This window comes from Aedoeadaptatus coli (genome assembly GCF_900343085.1).
Taxonomy (GTDB): domain Bacteria; phylum Bacillota; class Clostridia; order Tissierellales; family Peptoniphilaceae; genus Aedoeadaptatus; species Aedoeadaptatus coli.
The window spans coordinates 26,182-49,804 of sequence record NZ_OPYI01000008.1; the positions used below are offsets into that span (position 1 = coordinate 26,182).

General features: G+C 31.5%; 28 protein-coding genes. 24 read left to right on the top strand and 4 right to left on the bottom strand.

Annotated elements, in window-relative coordinates; all coding sequences use genetic code 11:
* Window positions 1-112: 112 nt before the first annotated feature.
* A complete protein-coding gene (locus DG046_RS10010) occupies window positions 113-430 on the bottom strand; it encodes a DUF3800 domain-containing protein (RefSeq protein ID WP_417878319.1) in 318 nt (105 codons plus the stop codon).
* Between the two features lie 21 nt (window positions 431-451).
* The gene (locus tag DG046_RS09725; RefSeq protein WP_199909587.1) at window positions 452-784 is read right to left on the bottom strand and encodes a DUF3800 domain-containing protein; all 333 of its coding nucleotides are present in this window, start codon (window positions 782-784) and stop codon (window positions 452-454) included.
* Between the two features lie 40 nt (window positions 785-824).
* Here DG046_RS09725 and DG046_RS05365 point away from each other — a divergent pair, with 40 nt between their 5' ends.
* Genes DG046_RS05365 through DG046_RS05405 form a run of 9 tightly spaced genes read left to right on the top strand, consistent with a single transcriptional unit; the run spans window position 825 to window position 6,220 of the window.
* On the top strand, window positions 825-2,093 hold the full coding sequence (locus DG046_RS05365) for a phage portal protein (protein ID WP_044566351.1): 1,269 nt from the start codon (window positions 825-827) through the stop codon (window positions 2,091-2,093).
* Window positions 2,080-2,766 carry a head maturation protease, ClpP-related gene (locus DG046_RS05370; protein ID WP_071027567.1) on the top strand — a complete coding sequence of 229 codons (687 nt, stop codon included), beginning with the start codon at window positions 2,080-2,082 and terminating at the stop codon, window positions 2,764-2,766. Before DG046_RS05365 ends, DG046_RS05370 begins: the two co-directional genes overlap by 14 nt.
* Before the next feature lie 4 nt (window positions 2,767-2,770).
* Window positions 2,771-3,961: a phage major capsid protein gene (locus DG046_RS05375; protein ID WP_108831507.1), complete on the top strand. Its 1,191-nt coding sequence runs from the start codon at window positions 2,771-2,773 to the stop codon at window positions 3,959-3,961.
* Window positions 3,962-3,971: 10 nt separating this feature from the next.
* Window positions 3,972-4,244: a head-tail connector protein gene (locus tag DG046_RS05380; RefSeq protein ID WP_008901308.1), complete on the top strand. Its 273-nt coding sequence runs from the start codon at window positions 3,972-3,974 to the stop codon at window positions 4,242-4,244.
* On the top strand, window positions 4,244-4,576 hold the full coding sequence (locus DG046_RS05385; RefSeq protein ID WP_108831508.1) for a phage head closure protein: 333 nt from the start codon (window positions 4,244-4,246) through the stop codon (window positions 4,574-4,576). Before DG046_RS05380 ends, DG046_RS05385 begins: the two co-directional genes overlap by 1 nt.
* Window positions 4,573-4,953 (top strand): HK97 gp10 family phage protein, encoded by a 381-nt coding sequence (locus tag DG046_RS05390; protein WP_002834872.1) that lies wholly within the window; start codon window positions 4,573-4,575, stop codon window positions 4,951-4,953. Before DG046_RS05385 ends, DG046_RS05390 begins: the two co-directional genes overlap by 4 nt.
* Window positions 4,946-5,272 carry a hypothetical protein gene (locus tag DG046_RS05395; protein ID WP_108831509.1) on the top strand — a complete coding sequence of 109 codons (327 nt, stop codon included), beginning with the start codon at window positions 4,946-4,948 and terminating at the stop codon, window positions 5,270-5,272. Before DG046_RS05390 ends, DG046_RS05395 begins: the two co-directional genes overlap by 8 nt.
* Window positions 5,265-5,861 (top strand): major tail protein, encoded by a 597-nt coding sequence (locus tag DG046_RS05400; protein WP_019125124.1) that lies wholly within the window; start codon window positions 5,265-5,267, stop codon window positions 5,859-5,861. Before DG046_RS05395 ends, DG046_RS05400 begins: the two co-directional genes overlap by 8 nt.
* Before the next feature lie 2 nt (window positions 5,862-5,863).
* The gene (locus tag DG046_RS05405; protein WP_002834869.1) at window positions 5,864-6,220 is read left to right on the top strand and encodes a hypothetical protein; all 357 of its coding nucleotides are present in this window, start codon (window positions 5,864-5,866) and stop codon (window positions 6,218-6,220) included.
* Window positions 6,221-6,398: 178 nt separating this feature from the next.
* Here DG046_RS05405 and DG046_RS05410 read toward each other — a convergent pair whose 3' ends face one another.
* Entirely contained in the window at window positions 6,399-6,728 is a 330-nt protein-coding gene (locus DG046_RS05410) for a type II toxin-antitoxin system RelE family toxin (protein WP_049690779.1), read from the bottom strand.
* A complete protein-coding gene (locus tag DG046_RS05415) occupies window positions 6,725-7,048 on the bottom strand; it encodes a type II toxin-antitoxin system Phd/YefM family antitoxin (protein WP_108831510.1) in 324 nt (107 codons plus the stop codon). The genes DG046_RS05410 and DG046_RS05415 overlap by 4 nt, the downstream gene beginning before the upstream one ends.
* Before the next feature lie 89 nt (window positions 7,049-7,137).
* On the opposite strand from DG046_RS05415, the gene DG046_RS05420 reads away from it, so the two are divergent.
* From DG046_RS05420 to DG046_RS05485, 15 genes are all read left to right on the top strand, one after another.
* A complete protein-coding gene (locus DG046_RS05420; RefSeq protein ID WP_108831511.1) occupies window positions 7,138-10,203 on the top strand; it encodes a phage tail tape measure protein in 3,066 nt (1,021 codons plus the stop codon).
* Window positions 10,204-10,304: 101 nt separating this feature from the next.
* The gene (locus tag DG046_RS05425) at window positions 10,305-10,667 is read left to right on the top strand and encodes a hypothetical protein (protein ID WP_108831512.1); all 363 of its coding nucleotides are present in this window, start codon (window positions 10,305-10,307) and stop codon (window positions 10,665-10,667) included.
* Window positions 10,667-12,538 (top strand): hypothetical protein, encoded by a 1,872-nt coding sequence (locus DG046_RS05430; protein ID WP_108831513.1) that lies wholly within the window; start codon window positions 10,667-10,669, stop codon window positions 12,536-12,538. Before DG046_RS05425 ends, DG046_RS05430 begins: the two co-directional genes overlap by 1 nt.
* Window positions 12,525-13,910: a hypothetical protein gene (locus DG046_RS05435; RefSeq protein WP_108831514.1), complete on the top strand. Its 1,386-nt coding sequence runs from the start codon at window positions 12,525-12,527 to the stop codon at window positions 13,908-13,910. The genes DG046_RS05430 and DG046_RS05435 overlap by 14 nt, the downstream gene beginning before the upstream one ends.
* Window position 13,911: 1 nt before the next feature.
* Window positions 13,912-14,313, top strand: a complete 402-nt coding sequence (locus DG046_RS05440) for a phage holin family protein (protein WP_108831515.1) — start codon at window positions 13,912-13,914, stop codon at window positions 14,311-14,313.
* The gene (locus tag DG046_RS05445; protein ID WP_108831516.1) at window positions 14,314-15,123 is read left to right on the top strand and encodes an N-acetylmuramoyl-L-alanine amidase; all 810 of its coding nucleotides are present in this window, start codon (window positions 14,314-14,316) and stop codon (window positions 15,121-15,123) included.
* Window positions 15,124-15,246: 123 nt separating this feature from the next.
* Entirely contained in the window at window positions 15,247-15,441 is a 195-nt protein-coding gene (locus DG046_RS05450; RefSeq protein WP_108831517.1) for a helix-turn-helix transcriptional regulator, read from the top strand.
* Window positions 15,442-15,799: 358 nt separating this feature from the next.
* A complete protein-coding gene (locus tag DG046_RS05455; protein ID WP_070611510.1) occupies window positions 15,800-17,380 on the top strand; it encodes a radical SAM/SPASM domain-containing protein in 1,581 nt (526 codons plus the stop codon).
* A gap of 45 nt (window positions 17,381-17,425) precedes the next feature.
* Complete coding sequence (locus tag DG046_RS09650; RefSeq protein WP_019131803.1) at window positions 17,426-17,623, top strand: hypothetical protein; 198 nt, start codon at window positions 17,426-17,428, stop codon at window positions 17,621-17,623.
* Window positions 17,624-17,716: 93 nt separating this feature from the next.
* Entirely contained in the window at window positions 17,717-18,607 is an 891-nt protein-coding gene (locus DG046_RS05460) for an ATP-binding cassette domain-containing protein (RefSeq protein ID WP_159082071.1), read from the top strand.
* On the top strand, window positions 18,597-19,835 hold the full coding sequence (locus DG046_RS05465) for a hypothetical protein (RefSeq protein WP_108831519.1): 1,239 nt from the start codon (window positions 18,597-18,599) through the stop codon (window positions 19,833-19,835). The genes DG046_RS05460 and DG046_RS05465 overlap by 11 nt, the downstream gene beginning before the upstream one ends.
* 76 nt (window positions 19,836-19,911) lie before the next feature.
* Window positions 19,912-20,448 (top strand): hypothetical protein, encoded by a 537-nt coding sequence (locus tag DG046_RS05470; protein WP_148130089.1) that lies wholly within the window; start codon window positions 19,912-19,914, stop codon window positions 20,446-20,448.
* Window positions 20,435-20,989, top strand: coding sequence for a hypothetical protein (locus DG046_RS05475; protein ID WP_019131799.1), 555 nt, complete (start codon window positions 20,435-20,437; stop codon window positions 20,987-20,989). Before DG046_RS05470 ends, DG046_RS05475 begins: the two co-directional genes overlap by 14 nt.
* A 20-nt stretch (window positions 20,990-21,009) precedes the next feature.
* The gene (locus DG046_RS05480; protein ID WP_108831520.1) at window positions 21,010-22,827 is read left to right on the top strand and encodes an ATP-binding cassette domain-containing protein; all 1,818 of its coding nucleotides are present in this window, start codon (window positions 21,010-21,012) and stop codon (window positions 22,825-22,827) included.
* 540 nt (window positions 22,828-23,367) lie between these two features.
* Window positions 23,368-23,577 (top strand): SHOCT domain-containing protein, encoded by a 210-nt coding sequence (locus tag DG046_RS05485; protein ID WP_108831521.1) that lies wholly within the window; start codon window positions 23,368-23,370, stop codon window positions 23,575-23,577.
* The last annotated feature ends 46 nt before the right edge of the window (window positions 23,578-23,623 follow it).

The window sequence follows — 23,623 nt, forward strand, 5'->3', positions numbered from 1 at the left end:
CCAATTGCTTATGAGTGACGATAACACATATCGCTTACCTAGATAATGGCACTTGAATAAGACTTACTGTTGGTATAATCATGATACTTTAAAAATAGAAAAAAGTCAAGTTTTATAGGGGAAATTCAAAAATATATTTTAAGATACCATTGTCTCTTAAAGTTTTAAACTCATCTGCGTAATTACCTGTTTTAAGATGAGAATACAAGATATTTGAGAAAACATCAGCGATTTGAATATTTGAGTTATTGGCAGAGTCAAAATATGAAACCGCAAAATTTCCTTGATTAATCCCAGTTATGCAAAGTTCAGTGTTTAAATAGTCCTCAAGAAAGAATCTCGATTCGGTTCTTTCATTTCTTTCATCAAGTTGTAAAAGATGATTCTCACTTGGTATGTAATTATTTCTTATGAAGTAGTCCAGTGATATTTTTAATAGGTAATTGAAAACTCAAGATGTATTTGAACAAAAAGTATCTTTGAGTCTTGAATTGTCAACTTTTAAATAGAAAAGACTGAAGTTGCTTTTTCTGGCAAAGAAGTTTATAAATTTTTGTTTCATGGGTCTATCAAAAGCAGAACCTTTTAACTCATGAAATGTTCCATTTAAAAACATTTTTTGCCTATTGTCTATTCTTTTAAGCTCTTCAAGATTAGATGCTACAAAACGTTTATAGGATCTTTTTAAAGCATTAGAATTATCTGGAATAATTAACGTGATAATGAAGTATTCATTTTTAAGTTGATTATTAATTGTTCCTGATTCGTCGATATATATGTTCATAGTTTGTCCTTCCAGTAAATATATTAACATTATATCACAAATGATTAAAATTTTAGGAGGTGGTAATATAAACATTTTAAACTTAATATTCAAGTCGAGAGACAAACCTAAAGACGGGGAGAGGATATCTTCATCGTCTTTTTTATTTGGGAGAACAACAGCAGGAAGGAATGTCAACGAATTTACTGCCATGCAAATGACGGCAGTTTATTCATGTGTGAGAGTTCTTGCTGAAACCTTAGCAGGACTTCCTCTTCATCTATATAAAAGAGGAGATTCGAACTCAAAGGAAAAAGCAAAAGACCACGCCATATATTTTCTTTTGCACGATGAACCAAATACTGAAATGACTTCCTTTGTATTTAGAGAAACACTGATGACTCATCTTCTTTTATGGGGAAATGCCTATGCTCAGATAATTCGAAATGGAAGAAATGAGATCATTGGACTTTATCCCTTAATGCCAAACAAGATGACTGTTATGCGAAGTGAAGAAGGAGAAATCTTCTATAAATACAATCATAAATCAGAAGAAGTTTATCTTTTAAAAGAAGATGTCCTTCACATACCTGGACTTGGTTTTGATGGCCTTATTGGATACTCGCCAATTACAATGGCAAAGAATGCAATTGGTATGGCTATGGCTTGTGAAGATTATGGTGCTAGCTTTTTCCAAAATGGCGCACAGCCAGGTGGGGTTTTAGAGCATCCAGGTATTATTAAAGATCCAGAAAGAGTTAGAGCGTCATGGAATGCTGCCTTTCAAGGCCCTAAAAACGCCAACAAAGTGGCTGTACTTGAAGAAGGGATGAAATACCAACCCATAGCCATAGCGCCAAGTGAGGCCCAGTTTTTGGAAACTAGAAAGTTTCAGTTAAATGAGATAGCAAGAATATTCAGAATACCACCTCATATGATTGGTGACTTGGAGAAGTCGTCATTTTCAAATATAGAACAGCAGTCACTTGAATTTGTTAAATACACCCTTGATCCTTGGATCGTTCGTTGGGAACAATCTTTGGAAAGAGCACTACTAACAAATAAAGAAAAAGAATCATACTTTATTAAATTCAATCTTGATGGACTTCTGAGGGGAGACTATGAATCAAGGATGAATGGATATGCTGTAGGAAGACAAAATGGCTGGATGAGTGCAAATGACATAAGAGAATTAGAAAATCTAGATAGGATATCGGCTGAAGAAGGTGGTGACTTATACCTTGTAAATGGAAATATGCTACCACTTGATAAGGCAGGTAGTTTTTATCAGCAGAAAGGAGAAGTGATAAGTCCTAATGAAGAACAATAGAATATTTTGGAATTGGAAAAAGGATTCAAATGAACTCTATATAGATGGAGTTATTGCAGAAGAGTCTTGGTTTGATGATGAAATAACTCCAAGGCTCTTTTTTGAAGAATTAAAAAACAAAAGTGGAGATATAACTGTGTGGATCAACTCCCCTGGTGGAGATTGTATCGCAGCATCAAGAATTTACACCATGCTTTTAGAACACAAGGGAAATGTGACAATTAAGATTGATGGACTTGCAGCATCAGCAGCATCAGTTATTGCTATGGCAGGAACTGAAGTTTTGATGAGTCCTACATCACTAATGATGATTCATAATCCTTTAACTGTAGCAATTGGCGACTCAAAAGAAATGCAAAAAGCTATCGATATGCTTAAGGAAGTCAAGGAATCAATCATCAATGCCTATGAGATTAAAACTGGTTTATCCCGAGAAGAGATTTCTAATCTAATGGATGGAGAGACTTGGTTTGATAAGAATAAGGCCATTGAGATGGGTTTTTGTGATGGAACTCTCACTGACAAAAGAAAAGATGAAAAAGTTACGAACATGGTCTTTTCAAGGCGAGCAGTTACAAATTCACTTTTAACAAAGATAAATAAAGAAGTAAAAACTCATTCAATGAGCGAAGTAGAAGAAAGATTAAACAAAATTAAAAATACTTGGAGGTAAAGATATGAACTTAAAAGAACTAATGGAAAAGAGAACTAAGGCATGGGATGAGGCAAAGGCATTTGCTGAATCTAAGAAAGATGAAAATGGCCTAATGTCTGGTGAAGACTTTAAGACATATGAAGAGATGGAAAAAAACATCGAGAATTACACTCGTGAAATCGAAAGAAAGAAGAGGGAAGAAGAAATGGATAAATCCTTAGAAAAACCTACTACTCAAGCACTAACAAATGAACCTGCTACTTTTAATGAAGAAGATAAACCAATGAGAGCAAGAAATGTCTATAAGAAGTCTATGATGAAAGCATTAAGAACTAATTTTAGAGATATTTCTAATGAATTAAAAGTAGGGACAGATGAAAGTGGTGGATATTTAGTTCCAGAAGAAATGGAAGTAGATATTGTAAATGGGCTTGAAGATGAAAATATTGTAAGAAAATTAGCTACAAAAGTTCAAACTTCTGGACTTCATAAAATCAATATTGCAGCTACAAAGCCAGCTGCTCTATGGGTAGAAGAAGGTGGTCAACTTACCTTTGGAGATGGTACATTCGACCAAGTATCTCTTGATGCACACAAACTTCATGTTGGTATTAAAGTAACTGAAGAACTTCTCTATGATGCAGCCTTTAATTTAGAAAAATACATCACTGAAGAATTTACTAGAGCACTAGCAAATGCTGAAGAGGACGCTTTCTTAAATGGCGATGGAGTAAATAAGCCTACAGGAATTTTTGACTCTAAAAAGGGTGGAGAACTTGGTGTGACAACAAAGGCTCAAACAATTACTGCGGATGAACTAATTGATTTAGTTTACTCATTAGACAGACCTTATAGGAAGAAAGCGGCATTCATTTTAAATGATGCAACAGTTGCTCAAATTAGAAAACTTAAGGATGTTAATGGTGCATATATTTGGCAACCATCACTTAAAGATGGAGAACCAGATAGACTTTTAGGATATCCTGCCTACACATCAGCCTTTGCTCCTAAATCTGAAAAAGGAAAACTTGCTGTAGCCTTTGGCGATTTTTCTTATTACAAGATTGGAGACAGAGGAAATAGGTCTTTCCAAGACTTAAAGGAACTATTTGCAGGAAATGGCATGGTAGGTTTCTTAGGTAAAGAAAGAGTTGATGGAATCTTAGTTTTAAGAGAAGCAGTTAAACTTTTAAAAATCGGTGCTACTGCCTAAGGAGTAAATTATGATTACTCTTGAGGAGGCAAAGTCCTATTTAAGGGTGGATTTTGATGATGAGGATGAGATGATTGAATCTCTCATCCAATCATCAATCAAACACTCCATGGATGTAGCTAGGGTTAATAGTGAAGAAGAACTTTCTAAAAATCCAAATGGAAAGATAGCTGTCCTCTATATGACTGCTTATCTTTATGAGCATAGAGAAGAGGCAGATTATTCTGAACTAAACTTAACTCTAAGGGCTTTATTATTTGGAATGAGAAAGGCTGAGTTCTAATGAGGATATCAGATTTAAATAGAAAAATAACCTTTCAAAATAAAAATGTTGAGGTGGATGGAATTGGTAACCATAAATCAGTATGGACGGATTATCTAGAAACTTCAGCCTATATATCTTTTCAAGGTAAAGGCGAAGAAGTTTTTCTAGGGATGGAAGTAGACAGGTCAGATATTTCTTTTACTATAAGATTTCAAAATAGGTTAAAGAATATTAACACTTCAGAATACAGAATTCTATTTGATGATGAAAAGTACAATATCATCTCAATTGACTTTATGAACTACAAAAATAGACTTATAAAGTTTAGATGTAGGAAGGTGAGTAGATGAATGTAAAAATTGAAAACCTAGCCAGTGAAATAATGAAGGGCTTAGAAGAATATTCTGATATGGCAACAGATGAAGTCAAAAAGGAAGTCAAAAAAGCTGGTAGCAATATTAGAAAAGACATACAAGAAAATGCACCAGTTGGAGAAACAAAGAAATATTCTAAATCTTGGTCAGTAAAAACTATGAAAGAAACTTCAAACTCAATAGAACTTGTAGTTCACTCAAGAAATAGATACCAGCTGGCTCATTTACTTGAAAAAGGGCACGTCCTAAGACAGGGAGGAAGAGTATCTGCTAAGCCACACATCGGACCAGCTGAAGAGAAAGGAATCAGAGAATTGGAAGAAAATATTATGAGGAAACTAAACGATGGATAGGCTATTAAAAATAATTGAAGATATGGGACTTCCATTTGCATACTCTCACTTTGCTGAAGGAGAAAGTCCAGATCCACCATTTATGGTCTATCTATTTCCAAAGAATAAACACTTTGGTGCAGATGGATATGTATATTATAAAAACACCCAGATAGACTTAGAACTTTATACTGATAAGAAAGATTTAAAATTAGAAGAAAAGATAGAAGAGATACTTGATAGAGAAAAAATCTATTATGAAAAATCTGAAGTTTGGATTGAATCAGAAAGACTTTATGAAGTTCTCTATGAATTTACTATGGAGGTAAAAAATGGCTAATAAAGTTAAATTTAATATTTGTAACGTACATTACGCTCTCTTTGATAAAGTCGAAGAGGGCGTTATTAAATATAAGACACCAGTTCCAATGCCTGGTGCTGTTTCAATTTCATTGGATCCTAATGGAGAGCCTGAAAGCTTTTATGCAGATGGAATTGAATACTACACTATTTCAAACAATATGGGATATGACGGAGATTTGGAAATCGCTCTTATTCCAGAATCCTTTAGGACTGATGTTTTGATGGAAAAATCAGACTCCAATAAAGTTCTAATTGAGTCTTCAAACTCTGAAACTGCAAACTTTGCACTGTTATTTGAGTTTGATGGAGACCAAAAGAAAATCCGTCACGTCATGTATAACTGTTCAGCAGCAAGACCTACTCTCGAAGGAGAAACTAATGAAGAATCAAGAGAAGTTCAACCAGAAACCTTATCTATCCAAGCAAGACCACTTCCAAATGGAAATGTAAAGGCTAGAACAGGTGAGGAGACTACAAAGGAAACTTATGATGGTTGGTATAAGTCAGTCTATATGCCCACAGAAACGACAGTAACACCTTCAAGGGCAAGTGTTGGAGGTAAATAAATATGGCACTAACAAAGAAAATTCAGATTGACGGGCAAGATGTTATTTTTCGTGCATCAGCAGCTATCCCAAGAATCTATAGACTTAAATTTGGAAGAGATATCTTCAAAGACTTAATGGAACTTGAAAAGTCCATGAAGAAAAATGATGAAGATAAATCTAATCTAGATATAGGTTCATTAGAACTATTTGAAAATATAGCCTATGTAATGGCAAAGCATGGAGATAAATCTGTGCCAGATAGTCCAGAAGAATGGTTAGATAATTTCTCAACCTTTTCAATTTACCAAATTCTACCTCAGTTAATTGAGTTATGGGGACTTAACATCAAGTCGGAAGAAGTTCCTAAAAAAAAGTAAGACCGACAGAAAGACCAATGACTACACCCTTGTTTCTATTAAGGGCTGTAGAATTAGGTCTTTCTGTTTCTGATTTATCCCTACTAACAATTGGACTTGTAAATGATATGTTCACAGAAAAGAATAACGACGACTATAAATATAAAGAAGTAGCTACGCAAGAAGATTATGATAAGTTTTAATCTTCAAGCTTAGCTACTCTTTTTTCAGCATCTTTATAGACTTTGGATTCGGCTCTTGCACCGATAATAATGACAAGAACTTCGTCATCTGATTTTTCCAATTTATAAACGATCCTAAGACCTGAACTCTTAAGTTTAATTTTCATAAGACCAGCAAGCTTAGAATCAGAAAGGTTAGAAAGAGGCTTGCCATACCCACCTTCAGTATTAGGAAGAGGATTTATTAAGATCCTCTTAAGTGCTTTATCGACAATTTTTCTTTGAGATCCATCTAAGGCTTTATAGTCTTGGATGGCTTCTTTTATAAAGGATAGTTTATAGTTCATTCGATTTCGTCCTCATTAAGAGGAGAGACTTCATTTAAATCGATATGAAAGGCTTCTTCAAATTCATCTTGAGAAATTAAATCGGATTTATCCATTGATGACATCCTTGTATTGGCAAGCATAAGATCTCTTGCATCTTCGAGCTCATCAATGAGTTTCGTATATTCATCAGGGGAAACAAGAATGCACTCAGGAGTGTTGTTCTTTAATACGACCTTAGAACCGTTCACTTTGACATCATCGAAAATACGTCCAGCTAGGCCTCGATTAAATTCAGAAATGGATACAGTCTTGTTGGATAATTCTTTTACAAAATTCATACTTATCACCTCAAGATAAGTATAGCAAAAATTGATAAAAACATCAACAAAAACACTGATAAATATATCTCTAGAGAGGAGGTGAGATATTGGCAAATAGAATAAAAGGGATAACTGTTGAGATTGGTGGGGACACTACCAAATTACAGACTGCACTAAAACAAGTAAATACGGAGATTAAACATACTCAATCTGAACTTCGTGATGTCAATAAACTTCTAAAACTTGATCCTGGCAACACTGAACTTATCTCACAAAAACATAAACTGTTAGGTCAGACATTAGAAGAAACAAAGAATAAACTAACATCATTAAAAGAGGCACAAAAACAAGCTGAACAGGCTCTTGCAGAAGGTAAGATTTCCCAAGAGCAATATGATGCTCTTAAACGAGAGATTATTGAAACAGAACAAGCCCTTAAATCTCTAGAAAGGCAAGGGGCAACCACAAATCAGACTCTTCAAAACATAGCTATTACTGGAGAAAAATGGCAAAACACAGGGCAAAATATAGAAAACGTGGGAAGAAAAATGATGCCAGTATCTCTTGCAGTAGCAGGTCTTGGAGCAGCAGCTGTAAAGACTGCATCAGATTTTGATTCTGGTATGTCAAAGGTAAAAGCAGTATCTGGTGCAACAGGGTCCGACTTTGATGCCCTAAGGGAAAAGGCTCGTGAAATGGGAGCCAAAACAAAGTTCTCAGCATCTGAAGCGGCAGAGGCTATGAACTACATGGCTATGGCTGGTTGGAAAAGTAAAGATATGATTAGTGGTATTGAAGGAGTCATGAACCTTGCTGCAGCTAGTGGTGAGGACTTAGCTACTACTTCAGATATCGTAACAGATGCCCTTACAGCCTTTGGTTTAAAAGCAGAAGATTCTTCTCACTTTGCTGATGTTCTTGCTGCTGCATCATCTAATGCCAATACCAATGTTTCATTAATGGGTGAAACCTTCAAATATGCTGCACCTATTGCTGGGACACTTGGATATTCAGTTGAAGATACAGCAGTGGCTATAGGTTTAATGGCTAACGCAGGAATAAAGGGTTCACAAGCAGGGACAGCTTTAAGGTCTGGACTAACAAGACTCGCATCACCAACTAAAGAAGTTATTAACGGAATGTCTATGTTAGGCTTATCTATTGAAGATGTGCAGGGGCTTTCACTTGATGAGACTCTAAGCACCTTTAGAGTAGCCTTTGCTAATTTAGATGGGACTCAAAAAGCACAAGCGGCATCCATGATATTTGGTAAAAACGCTATGTCTGGAATGCTTGCAATTATAAATGCCAGTGAGAAAGACTACAACAGTTTGAGTGATGCCATATATAACGCAGATGGAACAGCAGAAAAAATGGCTGCTACTATGCAGGATAACCTAGCTGGTCAATTAAAGATCCTACAATCTGCCTTAGAAGAATTAGCTATATCCTTTGGAGAACTTTTAATGCCTGCTGTTAGAAAAGCAGTAGATATATTAACAAAACTGGTAAATGGACTTAATGCACTTCCAGGACCAGTAAAAGGTATTATTGCAGGAATCGGTCTTTTTATAGCTGCTCTTGGTCCTGTACTTATGATTGTAGGAAAACTTATCTGGTCAATAGGAACTATTATGACCAAAGGACCTCTAATAGTAGGAGGAATAACTAAGATAGTTGGAATCTTTACAGGTACACTTATACCAGCAATTACTGCAGTAGTATCAGCCATTGGGATTGTTCCTATTGCTATTGGTGCAGTAATAGCAGGTCTAGTTCTTTTATGGAAGAAGTGTGACTGGTTTAGAGAAGGTGTCATCTCTATTTGGGAAACTATCAAAGAATCAACTGTTGCCATTTGGAATGGAATAAAAGAATTCTTTGTAAACCTATGGCAAGGGATATCTGATTCATGGACAAGTACCTGGACTGAAATAACAAGTTTTCTATCAGAATTCTGGTCTGGATTTATTGAAGGTGTTAAGACTACTTGGAAAGGCATCAAGGACTTTTTTGCCAACCTATGGAATGGACTTTCTGAAGGATGGAATACTATCTGGACATCTATAACAACTTTTCTAACTGAATCTTGGAATACCTTTATTGAGGGAGCAAAGAGTCTATGGCAAAGTTTAGGAGAATTCTTTACGAGCCTCTGGACAGGAATTAAAACTATTTTTACCAATATATGGACAGCTATTTCAACTACAACTACAGAAGTATTTACAGCAGTTAGTGAGTTTATCAGGACTACTTGGGAAAGTATTAAGACTTTAATTTCAACAGTTCTAGATGCAATCAAAGTAAAAGTAGAGACTATTTGGAATGGACTAAAAGAGTTTTTAACAACAGTTATTACTGCTATTGGAGAATTTATTTCTACATCCTGGACAAACATAAAAACTACAATTGAGACTATCTTGACTTCTATTAAGGCAGTTCTTGAATCAATCTGGAATGGGATAAAGACCTTTATCTCATCTACAATGAATAACATAAAGTCCTTTGTTTCATCTGCTTGGAATTCTATAAAGTCGACTATTTCCTCTGCAGTGAATACTGCAAAGTCAGCAGTATCGTCTGCTTTTAATTCTATGAGATCAAGCATTTCATCTACCATGTCAAATATTCAGTCCACTATCAGAAATGGATTTAATAATGCAGTTAATCACATTAAGAATTTGGCATCTCAAGCTTATACATGGGGAGCTGATATGATTAATGGAATTGCAAGAGGGATTAGAAGTGCGATTAGCAATGTGACATCTGCTGTATCGAATGTAGCATCAACTATTAGGTCCTACCTGCACTTTTCAGTTCCAGATGTTGGTCCACTTACCGACTACGAATCATGGATGCCAGACTTTATGGAAGGTCTATCTAAGGGAATTGAAAAGAGCAGGAGATTAGTTCAATCTTCGATGGAAAATGTCGCAAGTGATATGGTTTTAAGTCCAAATATATCAGCTGTTGGCATAGGTGGATATGATAAAGAACCTGCTGTAAATGGAATTGATATAGGAAGACAAATATCCGATGCACTTGCAAATATAAATGTTAAATCGGAAAATGCTGGAGATATAGTTATCCCAGTTTATCTTGGAGGCACACTCCTTGATGAAGTTATTGTCAATGCATCTATGCGTAAGAATTTAAGAAGTGGAGGTAGATAATGACCTAACCCAAAATCTATGATTTTGTTGGTAGGTCAGATGCAGTCTCACCCCATGAACAAGGAGCAAAGCGACGCAGTGAATGGAGGTGTAGTCGTATAATGAAACATCAATCATATTTAATTATTGAAGGAGTAGACCTACCTCTACCAAATTCTTATGATTTGGAGTTTAGAGATATAGAGGCAGATACTGGAGGAGAAACAGAGGCAGGAACTATTCAGAGAGATATAGTTAGAAATAAAGTAGCAAGTATTTCTGTAAGTTTTTCTTGTAGTCCTAAGCTTGTGAAGATATTGAGTGGTCTTGCTAACAAGTCTAATCTAAAAGTTAAATACTTAGATACGGAAATATTAGAACTAAAAGAGACACAAATGTATATAGACAAGTTTCAAGTTAAACTAATAAAAGATACTTCTTATAAGGGATTGTGGGAAGTATCTTTTTCATTGGAGGAGTACTGATGTATCCAACAAGCAATGAATATAAAACAGCAATCAAAAAGAATTCTCGTAAATTTTACTGGACGGGAAATATCATCTTAAAAGATGAAACAATCATTCCATTTACCAATAAAGATATTCTTAAAGGGTCTGGGTACATCCATCGTTCCTGCTCTGGATCTTCTGAACTTGAAATAGGTACAGTTTATGCTGGAGAGTTTGGAATTAGCCTTTTTTCAAATATAGATAGGTATTCTTTAGAGGATTCAAAGATAGAGCTTTTTTACCATCAAGAATTAGAAAGCAAAAAGATAGAAACCATACCAATGGGAATCTTTGATGTCACTGAGGCAAATAGGTCTAAGAAAATTTTAGAACTAAAAGGTTATGACTATATGCTTAGGTTTGATAAGAACTTTCCTGTAACAGATACCTTTGGTACAGCCTTTGAACTACTAAGTTTTTCATGTGAGAAGTGCAGGGTAGAACTAGGTATGACAGAAGATGACGTGAAAGCTTTTGTTAATGGTGAGGAAGTTTTGGCGATTTATCAAGACCATGATATAGAAACCTATAGAGACTTTATTCACTATATAGCATCGACTCTTGGTGCTTTTGCTGGGGTCTCTCGTGATGGTAAGTTGGTTTTAAAGAAGTATGGAGAAAGCATATCAACTGAAATTAAAACGAGAGAAAGATTTTCTTCGTCAATATCAGATTTTAAGACAAGATATACAGCCATCAACTCAACAAATGCAAAGACTAAAATAGCTGAATACTATTCTTTAGAAAATGATGATGGATTAACTATGAACCTCGGAATAAATCCATTAATGCAATTAGGGCTTCCAGAAAAAAGAAAAAGAATGTGTGAGGTTCTTCTTACTGAAATTTGTAAGATTCACCACACACCCTTTGACATGGTAACTATAGGAGACCCCAGTCTTGATGTAGGAGATAGAATAGCTATTTCTTACGAAGAAGAAAAAATTGAAGGGCTTATTACCGACATTGAATACAAAATAAATGGAAAGCACAGGATTTTAGGAGTTGGAAAAAATCCATATTTATCTAAAGCTAAGAGCAAGAATGATAAAAATATAGTAGGACTTTTAAATCAGATTGAATCTGAAAAGTTAGTAGTCCATGCCTATTCTAATTACTCTGCTTTTAATCTTTCCTCAACAGATACGCCGGTAATTCGTATAGAATTTGCCTCCAATAAAGAAACGGAGGCAATTTTTAATGCATCTATCTTGTTAAATATAATTTGTGATACTGAAGAAAAGACAAGAAAGGTGTCAAGAAAAGTAAAGAAGCAAGTAGAGTTATTAAATAACGATGGAAAATCCTATATTCCTCCAAAGTTTGAAGAAAAAGAGGAAGTAGAAGAATTAGACTTTATTGAAAACATAGAAATACCAACAAGGCTAGTTATTACCTATGTTTTTAATGATACGAAAATAGAACATCACATTCCAAAAGAAACTTACTTAAGTGGCGACCACATTCTAAATCTTTTTTATCCATTAACTAAACTTCAGGAAAAGACGATGAACAACTTCTCAGTATTAATTAGACTCGAATCAGGACAAGCAATGATAGGTAAAGATAATGCTATTGCAGCTATATCTGGACAATCTCTAGGTTCTACAGAGGCTTGGGATGGAAAGCTTAAGATTGATGAATCTTGGAAGAAGATAGAACTTAGTCATTCATTCCTGCTTAGGAAATTGAAGGCTGAATACAAAGTAGAAAGACAAGTCCCAAGACCACTAGTATTTGATGAAAAGGTAGGAAGATTTAAATATCAAGGATTGATGCTTGGAAAATATACGGAAGAAATTAATACAGAATTTAAAGATAAGGAGGAAGGAAATGATCAAGGGTAAATCAGTCATTGAACTAACTGATGTGAGGACAAATACGAAGGAAATATATGAAGATGAAAACTTAATAACGAATGCAGTTCCAGATTTATTAAGACTCAATCCATCAGGGCTTATGTATCCAGTCGGAGAGGAACTTGTAACAAAATTTCACGAAGAGATTTTTCCAATTGCCAATAAGTGCTATGGTGGAATCTTATTATTTGAAAATCCTCTTGATGAAGATCCAAATAAAATAATTCCGCCATCTGAGAATAAGATTATAGGATACGCATCAAATGATGTTAATTCAACAGATGCATCTAAAAGGGGGTCGGCAAACTTAACTGAATCTTCTCCCATAGAAAATGGATATAAATTTGTATGGGATTTTTCTACATCGCAAGCTAATGGAAGAATATCGTCACTGGCGTTGACCCATTATAGAGGAGGGAAATACTTCTATGGAGATACTCATGGAAGAGACCCATTCCTACTTTTAAATAAAACAAAAATGAATTCTGATAGAAATATTACTGATATTTACCAAGGTTGTGTGGAATACGATATTGAAAACAGTACACTTATATCAATCTGGCCTAAAAACAAGACTTCTATAGATATTGTCAAACTTAGAGAATCAATTACAGATATCGGTTTAAATGATCCAATATTTACAAAGGGAAATTATCAAGAAGAAAGAACGATTGTAGATGCAAAGGAGTTTTTTGAAAAAGTATATTACTGGAAAGAAACTTGTTTTTATAACGGACCAGATGGTTATTGGTATGGATTTGGGACTAAGTACAATAAGTTAATAAGGATGAAGATTTCCAAAAAAGATTATTCTACTACTGTGGATGAATGGTCTTTAAATGACATTAGCTTATATAAACTTGGAGATTATAAGGACCAAGATTCTAGTTATTGCGAAAGGAGAGTATATAGCTGCATAAAAGACGGATATCTATATGCTATTGGTGCTGGAAATGATGATAACTTGTTATACAAGATTAACATCAATAATCCTGTTGATATTAGCAAATTTGATTTGGAATATGATATTCAAAGAATTACTTATTCTGGTGAATATATGTATTTATTTAATTGGGGAGATTATATTCTCGGGCATAAATTTTCAATAAATAAGAATGACGAAATTATTCGTAGAGATGATAAAACAGAGTATGAAGGTAGGAGCATTCCGTATCTAATGTCCACACCTATTCAATTAGGACCATTAATGCTTGGCTATGGAGGCTATGAAAATTCGTTTTATAAACTTCTATTTCTTCATACTCCATATCTTGGAACAATTAATAACCTATCAAGTCCAATATTAAAAACGGCAGATAAGACAATGAAAATAACTTACACATTAACAGAGGAGGAATAAAATGAATAAGTTTTTAGAAATACTAAAAGTATGTTTTACGGCTATCGGAGGATGGTTGGGATTTTATCTTGGAAGTGTAGATGCTTTTATTTACACACTACTTGCTTTTGTAATAGCTGACTATTTAACAGGCGTTTTAAGAGCGGGCGTAGAAAGAAAGTTAAGCTCATCCATAGGATTTAAAGGGATAGCTAAAAAGATTATGATTTTTATAGTTGTGGGAATAGCAAACCTATGTGATGTAAATTTAATTAAAGGTGATGGAACAATGATAAGAACAGCCATCATCTTTTTTTATATAGCAAATGAGGGACTTTCTATTTTAGAAAACTCTGTAGCACTAGGTTTGCCAGTACCAGAAAAGTTAAAGACGTTATTAGAACAATTTAAGGAGGAAAAATAAATGAGTAATAGCCCGTTAGTACAAGCAACAATTCTTTCACCTAACCATAGTGGAAGAAGAAATCAAAAGATAACAAAAATTGCTATTCACCATGCTGCAGGAGTTATAAATGGTAGAAACCTTGCAGGAGTATTTGTACCTAGAGCAAGACGTGCATCTGCGAACTATAACTTAGGATCTGATGGAGTTATTGTTTTAGGGGTTGATGAATCTAACAGAGCCTGGACAACTTCATCTTCCTGGTGTGACAACCGAGCAGTAACAATTGAAGTAGGGAACTCTACGAGGGGACCTCAGTGGTTAGTTTCTGATTATGTTTTAAATAGACTAATTGATTTAGTAACAGACATCTGTAGTAGAAATGGAATCTATCCTTGTACCTATACTGGAGGCAAAGATGGTGTCCTTCAAAAACATGAGTGGTATAAAAGTACTAACTGTCCAGGACCATATCTTGGAAACAAGTTTCCATATATAGCAAGCGAGGTCAATAAAAGACTAAGAGGCAATAAGACTGTTAGCAAACCAAAAAATGGATTATATAGAGTTAGAAAATCCTGGTCTGATGTTAAAAGCCAGAAAGGTGCATTTAGAAATATAGAAAATGCTAAAAAATGTGCCGATAGATTTGGATTAAAAGTATTCGATGCTAATGGCAAGATAGTTTATCCAGTTGGAAAGACAATCGACCAATTAGCAAGAGAGGTCATTAGAGGAGAATGGGGGAATGGAGAAGAAAGAAAAAGAAGGTTAACTCAAGCTGGATATGATTATTATGCTGTTCAGAAAAGAGTGAATCAATTAATTTAATATATAAAGTTAGAGGGATCAATTCTTATTTTTTATTATAGGCAACAATTGTTGACAATGCCGTTTTACTAACTTAAAATATTAAGGAATACATTAAAAATTAGAAAGAGGTAATTAAGCTAAGTGGGTAATAATATAAAGAGGATTAGAAAACAAAAGGGCATGACACAAGGTGATTTATCAGAAATGGTAGGCGTTACTAGACAATATATAAGTGATGTGGAGAATCTAAAAAAAATACCATCAGTCAAGATTGCGTTTGATATTTCAAAAGCACTTGAAACCAATGTATACGAATTATTTTATTATTTAGGCTAATATTATATAAGATAATATTTATCCTGGAGTTAAGTTATATACATCTAGTATAAATAGGTCAGTTATGTCTTATTTAGTTTAAATTAAACACGATTAAAAATATATATATCCATTAAATTCTCTAGATTAATATGAGTTTTTACTTTTTAATGGTGTTACGTTTAATTTTGAATCTATCAGATAATATTGATTTAGAAATTAATGAAGTTCACATATTTTTATTATTTATTTTTATAATCTGGTTTATTCAAAAATTAATTAGATAATACTAAAAACTACAATTGATTAAAATAGATTGTTTGGTGTATAATTATGTCAACAATAGATGACAAACATTATGTGTCTTAGGAGGTTTTTCATGTGTAGAAATAATTTAATTCAAATTATTAATAAGGAAATGAATAATAATACAGCAAAAAGATTAGGTACAATATTCGATACTGGAAATAGTAGCTACTTTTATGATACTGGAACAGGAAAAGTTATCACACTTGATAAAGAGTCTAAACATATTCTTAGTTCCATACTTAAGTCTACAAATGATTCAATAGAAAAAATTGACACTGATAGAAATTACTTGAATTATTTTTTAGATTTTATTGAACAAGAGAATTTATTACAAGCAATAGAGCCTCGTAGTTTTTCACATCAAAATCATTCGAAGTTTAAATTAGAAAAAATTTTAAATAATGAAATGGAACAGTTGATATTAAAGGTTACAGGCAGATGCAACTTTAGATGTAAGTATTGTATATATAATGAAGAGTTTCAGCATAATTGTAATTTTGAAAATGAAGATATGAGTTCAGAGATGGCCAAAAAAGCGGTAGATTTCTATTATGATCATTCATCAAATAGTAAATATACAGCTATAACTTTTTATGGAGGAGAACCTTTAATAAAGTTTGATTTAATAAAAGAAGTAATTGACTACTCCATTTATAAGTTTCGAGATAGATCAAACATGTTAAGTTTTTCGTTAACATCTAATTTGTCACTTATAACTGAAGAGATGATTGATTATTTTATAAGTGTACCAAACTTTAATTTGGTTTGTAGTTTAGATGGTGATAGAGAAAGTCAAAATTCATATAGACAATTCGCTGATGGAACGAATACATTCGAAGTAGTATTTGAAAAATTTAAATTAATTTGTGACAAGGCAAATAAAGAACCTGATAGTTCATTTTCTTTATCAGCAAATATGGTTTTTACTCCACCGTATACATTTGAAAAATTAGATCGTGTCAATAATTTCTATTCAAGTTTAAATTTTCTACCTAAAGATTTCTCTATTATGATTACTTACCCAGATGAAGGTAGTTTAGATGATGGTGGCTTTTTACAAACATTAAAAGACGACGATAGATACATAAAGTACTTTGTGAATGAATCAGATTTAGTATACTCAGATCCACTACAACAATGGTCTGAGGAAAAAACCATGAAAAACAAAGGACTTGACTCAAATAATAAGAATAATTTATATTTTAACTATATCAAGAGTCAATTAATTAGAATTAATACTAGATACATATCTGACAATGTATCGGCCAACTATCCATTTAATGGATGCTGTTTACCAGGTATGCGTAGATTATATGTAGATACTAAGGGTGTTTTTTATCCCTGTGAAAGGGTTGGAAAGTCCCCTAGTATAGGCAATATAGATGATGGCTTAGATTATGAATCTATTGAAAAGTATTATATAAATGAATATGAGAGCTGTTCTCTAAAGTATTGTCAGAATTGTTGGGCAATAAGACTATGTGGAACATGTTATGCTGTAAATATGTTGGAGAATGGAATAGATAAAGATTACCATGAAAAGAAATGTGATTTAAATAGATTGAGAATAAAAAATCAATTGGCTTTTTATCATGAGGCTCTTGAAAAAGAATTGGATTTTTCTATTCTTAAAGATGAATTTTTGTATTAAAAAGGTATTAACTAGACAGATATTGCCTAGATAAGGAGGATTTTTATGTTAAAAGTTGTAGATCCTATGTATAAAAAAGAAGTTACTGATGATGTAGCATTTTCATGCAGATGCTATTGTAATGTTCAGGCACAAAACCATTCTACTGGTAAATCTGGTGCTTGGTGGCCTGGAGATTGTGGGTGTGCTTGTGCACCTGGAAATGTACGTAATCACAATTCAAATAGTGCTGTAGTTGGATAAAACACAATTAGTTTTAAGTTGAAAGTTTAGTAGTTTAACGTCTAAAAGGCGATTCTGTTTGGTTAATACATACATATTTTGAGGAGGTTAGTTTTGGAAATTACAGGAAGTAAAGTATTAAAAAAAATATCAAATGAGCCTATAATAAAGTCTGTTAATTTCAGTTTTAAAGAGGGGGTTAATGGCTTAATAGGAGCAAATGGTGCTGGAAAAACTACGCTAATTAGGTTAATTACAAAATATTACAAATTAACATCTGGAAAAATAAGAATCAATTTAGAAAATGATACTGATTTATTCGATAATGAAACGATGTATTATGATAATTTAGGATATTTACCACAGGATTTTAGAGGGATTGGTGAATTTACCGTAATCGAATTTTTAAATTATATAAAAAGGACAAAAAATATCTCTAATAAAAATAATACTGTTATAGGAGATTTAGTTGATACATTATCTCTTGATAAATTTCTAAAATATAAATTAAAAAATTTGTCAGGGGGAACTTTAAGAAGAGTTGGAGTTTTACAAGCTTTAATAAACAATCCAAAAATACTAATTCTTGATGAGCCAACGGCTGGTCTAGATCCAAGTGAACGTATTAATTTAAAGAATTATTTAAATGATATAGCTGAAAATAGAATAATCATTGTTTCAACTCATATAATACAAGACATAGAAGATATTGCTAATAATGTAGTAATTATAGATTCCGGAAAAGTTGTTTTAAATGAATGTGTGAATAAGGTTGTAAGTTCCATGAACGGAAAGACATGGAGGGTTAAAACAGATGCTAAAACATTGCAGGTTCTTAGAGACAAATATCCGATAAGAAAAATTAAAGAAGATGAAAGTGGGTTTTATGAAGTAGTTTTATTATCTGAATCAAAGCCGATAGATAATTCAATAAAAATCAACGCAAATCTTGAAGATGTTTACTTGTATTACTCAGAAAAAAAGGATGATAGTTATGAATTTTGAATTTAGAAAACTATATAGAAACAAGCTATTTAAAATTTCAATTTTTTTGATCTTAATTTACATAGCTGTAATTTCTTTTAAAAACATAAATGCGAGAAATTATTATGTATATAGAAATGATGGTTTAAGTTATTTGACAGGATTATCAGCGACGAAAGCTGAAAAAAAAGATAGAAGTTCGATATATGGCAAATTTATTGATGAAGAATTTTTAAGCAAATATCTTTCTATACACAAAGATGTAATTAGTGGGAAATATGATAATTTAGATGATACATCAAGATATGTTAAGTATGAACAAAAATATAATGATATTATGATTTTAATAGCAAAGTCTTATGCTCCTTTTAATTCTTTTGATCTCAATATAGCTGATACCCTTTCTTTTGATGATCTTGATACATTTTATACTAATAGAAAAGCTAAGCTTAATACCTATTTAGATAAAACAGAATTTAAAAATTACAAATTTACCGATGGAGAAAAAAATTTTTTATTAAAAGAAAATGACAAATTAAAAACACCAATAGAATACACTTATTATAAAGGATGGGAGATTTTATTGAGCGATTTCTTTATAAGTTCAATATTGTTTGCCATATTTAGTAATGTGGTGGTTTCCAATACCTTTACAATGGACTATTCAAATAATATGAATGAAATTTTATTTGCTACAGTGGGTAAAAAAAGAATAATAAAAAATAAGATTAAGTCAGGCATATGGACAGGAGCTTTGATGTTTTTATTACCGCATTTACTCTATGCTTTTGTAATTCTATTATTATTTGGAATAGATGGATTTAATGCACCAATACAGCTATATCAAACGTATTGGAATAGTGTGTATAATTTAACTTTTTTACAGGCTTATTTGTTGATTCTGATGCTAGGAGTTTTAATAACAGTTTTTTCAATTATAATAAATATGATTGTTTCTATAATATCAAAAAAATCATTAATCTCAGTTTCGATAGTTTTAGCACTTAACTTTATCCCTTTAGTCTTATATGAAGGGGCAGGTAGAGTTCTAAAGAAAATATTATCTGTATCAATGATAAATTTATACAACGGGGAGTCTTTATTGATAAATTACAGGCCTATATTTAGGATTTTTAATATCCATATATTGCAAGCATATGCAATGGTGCCGATATGTTTAGTAATAATAATTATTTTTAGTATTATATTAAATATCCTTGCTATAAGAAATTATGAAAATTATAAATAATCATATGCTTATATTAGATAACCAAGGGTCAATTATTGTAGATTCTAAATCTAAGAACTATAGGATTTCTTTTATTATGAAAATTAGAGAACCTCATGATGGCTGGGCGCATTTGTTGGAACATTTTATTATAAATATGATTGAAAGTGAGGAATATTTCAATAAATCATTATTTATTGAAGGAAAGACTGATTATGTGAGTATAGAGATAATTATAGGAAAGATTGATGTATTTGAAGATTTGTTATTTATAATACAATCCTTTTTTTTCACACTTGGAATCATAAATAATAGTGAACTTTATGAAAGAAAAGTAGCAATAAGGACTAATATGTGTTTTATAGAATCTAAGAAGGAAGTGTTAAAGGAGATAGAAAAAAAGTTTCTTTCTAATAAGAGACAATTGAAAATTAATGAAGTTTTAATAAGTCAAAAACTAGATGAATTGCCCATAGGGAGTTCTAATTCAATAAGATCATGTAGTTTAAAGAAGATTAAAAAATATTTTCAACTTAATATTGTGGATATATTTTATATAGGAATTGTGAAGGATGTGTTGGAAAGTAAGAAAATACAAGAAAAAATTACGAGGTTGTACAGTGGAAAATATTGATGTATATAGTTTTAATAAAATAAGAGACGATGAACTTTTTGAATTAAAAATCTTATTGGATATTGGTTCTGTAGTAGGTAATAAAGAGATAGAATTGTTATTTTTAATTTACGAAGAAATATTAAAGGACCGATTAAAAAAATTGCTAAAACATATAGATTTGAATACTATAAATTGCTTTATAAATTTTAATATAAAGGCAATAATGATAGGAAATATTTTCACTGAAATTAATATATGTTCTGATATAGATTTGTCCTCCATAATATTAGAAAAAGCAAATTCACTCATCTATGATGAAGCAGGAATTCGGGAATTCGATAAAGGATTAAACAATATAAGGGATTTTCTTAAGATGGATTTATCTGATACTTACTATTTGTTTAACTCATATTCGTTATTTTATAAGTATGGATTAATTCCGATAAATCACATAAATAAAGAAAAATTTGTTTTGCGTCTTGAAAATATCACTATAGAGTCCTACAATTTATTTCAGTCTCAATACATAAAAAATGCAAAGATAATTATTATTTCATAGTAGACTTTGGGGGATATATTATGAAGATGTATAAAAAAATCATTTTTATTATTAGGTATGTATACTTAAGTATTGGCCTTATGTATAAGGCGAGTAAAATCAGATTTTTGATTATACTAGTGAGTAGTATATTTTTGGGAATACTAAATTCTACTATAGTTATTGCTTATAAATATCTTATAGATGGGATTTCATTTTATATCAAACACTTTACTATTGATACGTACATATTTGTAAGAGCAGTTTGTGTATATTCAATGGTAAAGTTATTAATACGTGTTATTACGCAAATAAATGATTATTATAGTTTTCAATACTTTAATGAGCTAGATAAATTTTTTACTATAAATATAAGTAAAAAGATTAGCAGATTAAAGATGGAGAGTTTTGATAATTCGAAGACTTATAATTTAATACAAATGGTATACAAAGACTCTACTTCTAAAAATAAAATGATGTTAGATATAGTTATGGATATGATACGAAATCTTATTACAATGGTCAGTGTATCGTATATAATAATTAAGTTTAGTATGTTATGTTTTTTTGTTTGTATAGTTAGTTCAATTCTTAATATTATAAATGAATTTGATGCTTTAGAAAAACTATATAATGAATATAATAAACAAATAGAAAGTATTAGATATATTGAAATTTTAAAGTCTATTTTAACAAAGTATAATTGGATTGTCGAAACAAAAGTTTACAGTTCTGTCAAAATACTAATAGGTAAAATGACAATAATATATGACAATAATTTAAAGAATAATAAATCTATAAAATCAAAATATTTTAAGCGATCAATATGTATTTCAGTATTAGAAGAGATAACAAATACTGTGAATATAATTTTGATAATATTAAGATGTTCTAAACTTAAAATAAGTATTGGGTCAGCAATAATGTATTTTCAAACCATGGAATTAGTTAGGCAATCACTTACAAATTTATTTAGTTCAGTGGAGAGTTCATATGAGAGTTGTTTATATATTGAAAAGTATTTTGATTTAATGAATTTAAAAGAAAGTAATGAAGGAACTGTTAATTTGAATAGAAAAGTAGAACAAATCACTTTTGAAAATGTTAGTTTTCGATATCCAAACAGTAATAAATTTGCTTTGAAAAATTTTAATTATACTTTTAAAATAGGGAAAAATTATGGAATAATTGGTTTGAATGGATCAGGAAAAACAACTTTAACAAAATTAATTTTAGGTATGTATGACCCAACGGAAGGAGAAATTAAAGTCGATGGAGTATTAATTAATAATGTAAATAAAAATAACTATTATAAATATTTTGATACAGTACATCAAGATTTTATAAAGTATCCATTTTCGTTAAGAGAAAATATAAGTATTGGAAGCTCGCATTCAGGAGAATATGAATTAATTTCTGATAATGGTATAAATGAGATCCTCTCGCAAATTAATATTTATAATAATGAAAAAGATAAACTGAACTTTGACTATGATAATGTACTTGATAAGAGTGTAGCTGGAGGGATTGAATTATCTGGAGGAGAATGGCAAAAAGTGGCTATAGCACGAGCCTTGTACAACAGATCTGAAATTTTGCTTCTGGATGAGCCAACATCATCTATAGATTCATTAACTGAAGAAAATATTTTTAATCTGATAAATAAAAATAATGGTGAAATAATGAATATTATAATATCGCATAGGTTGAGAAATCTTGTAAAAGTTGATGAAATAATATTGCTTGATCATGGTGCGATGGTTGCTAGTGGTTCTCATCAGACGCTTTTAAAGAATGAACTGTATAAAAAACTTTATAATAGTCAGGATTATAACATCTTAAACGACATAAAAAATTGACCAAAACATTCAGAAAACTGAGATTCCATTCAAGTGAATATTTCAAATGAAAAATAAAATATTTACAATTTCACTTATAACAATACTAGCGTGTAGTCCGATCTTTTTTGTAGGTAAATATCAATTATATGGATTTTTAGTGGAATTAAATTATATTGATAGTATATTTTATTATTTCCATTAGTATGGAATATATTTTTATTTTTATCTTTTTGATGATAAACCTTCTAGTTATGTAAGTATAATTTTCTATATAATAGGAATCCTAGCGTCTTTATATTTTAAAAGAATATTCAAAAAATGATGTAAATTTATTATCAGATAAAAATAAATTAATACATAAAAATACAATTAGCTATTTATACCTATTGGTACTTCAAAACGAAATACTAATAGGTTTTTTTGTGTTCGATATTTTATTTTATACTTAAGAAAACTTCTTACTCAAAAACACTTCCTTTGTCCTAAGGAATATAGAGGAAAGAAAATTAGGGTTAAAAATAACCTTAATTTTTTTGCCTGTGATACAGGAGGTGGAGTATGGAAGTAAAGAAGTTTGAAGGTGAAAAAGAAGTCGTAAAGCCTGAATACACTGAAAGGGATTTAAAGGCAGAGCTTAATTTCTATCTATCGGATAAGTTCATCCAAGATCTATTTCTGTTAGACGAAATCAGCCTTGAAGAATATAGAAAAATTAGGAGAGAAAATATTAAAAAATTCAGACCTATTCTTTCGGAATTACTGCTATAAGACTTGATAAATACTCACTTGTACGGGAATATAGCACTAGCAGAAA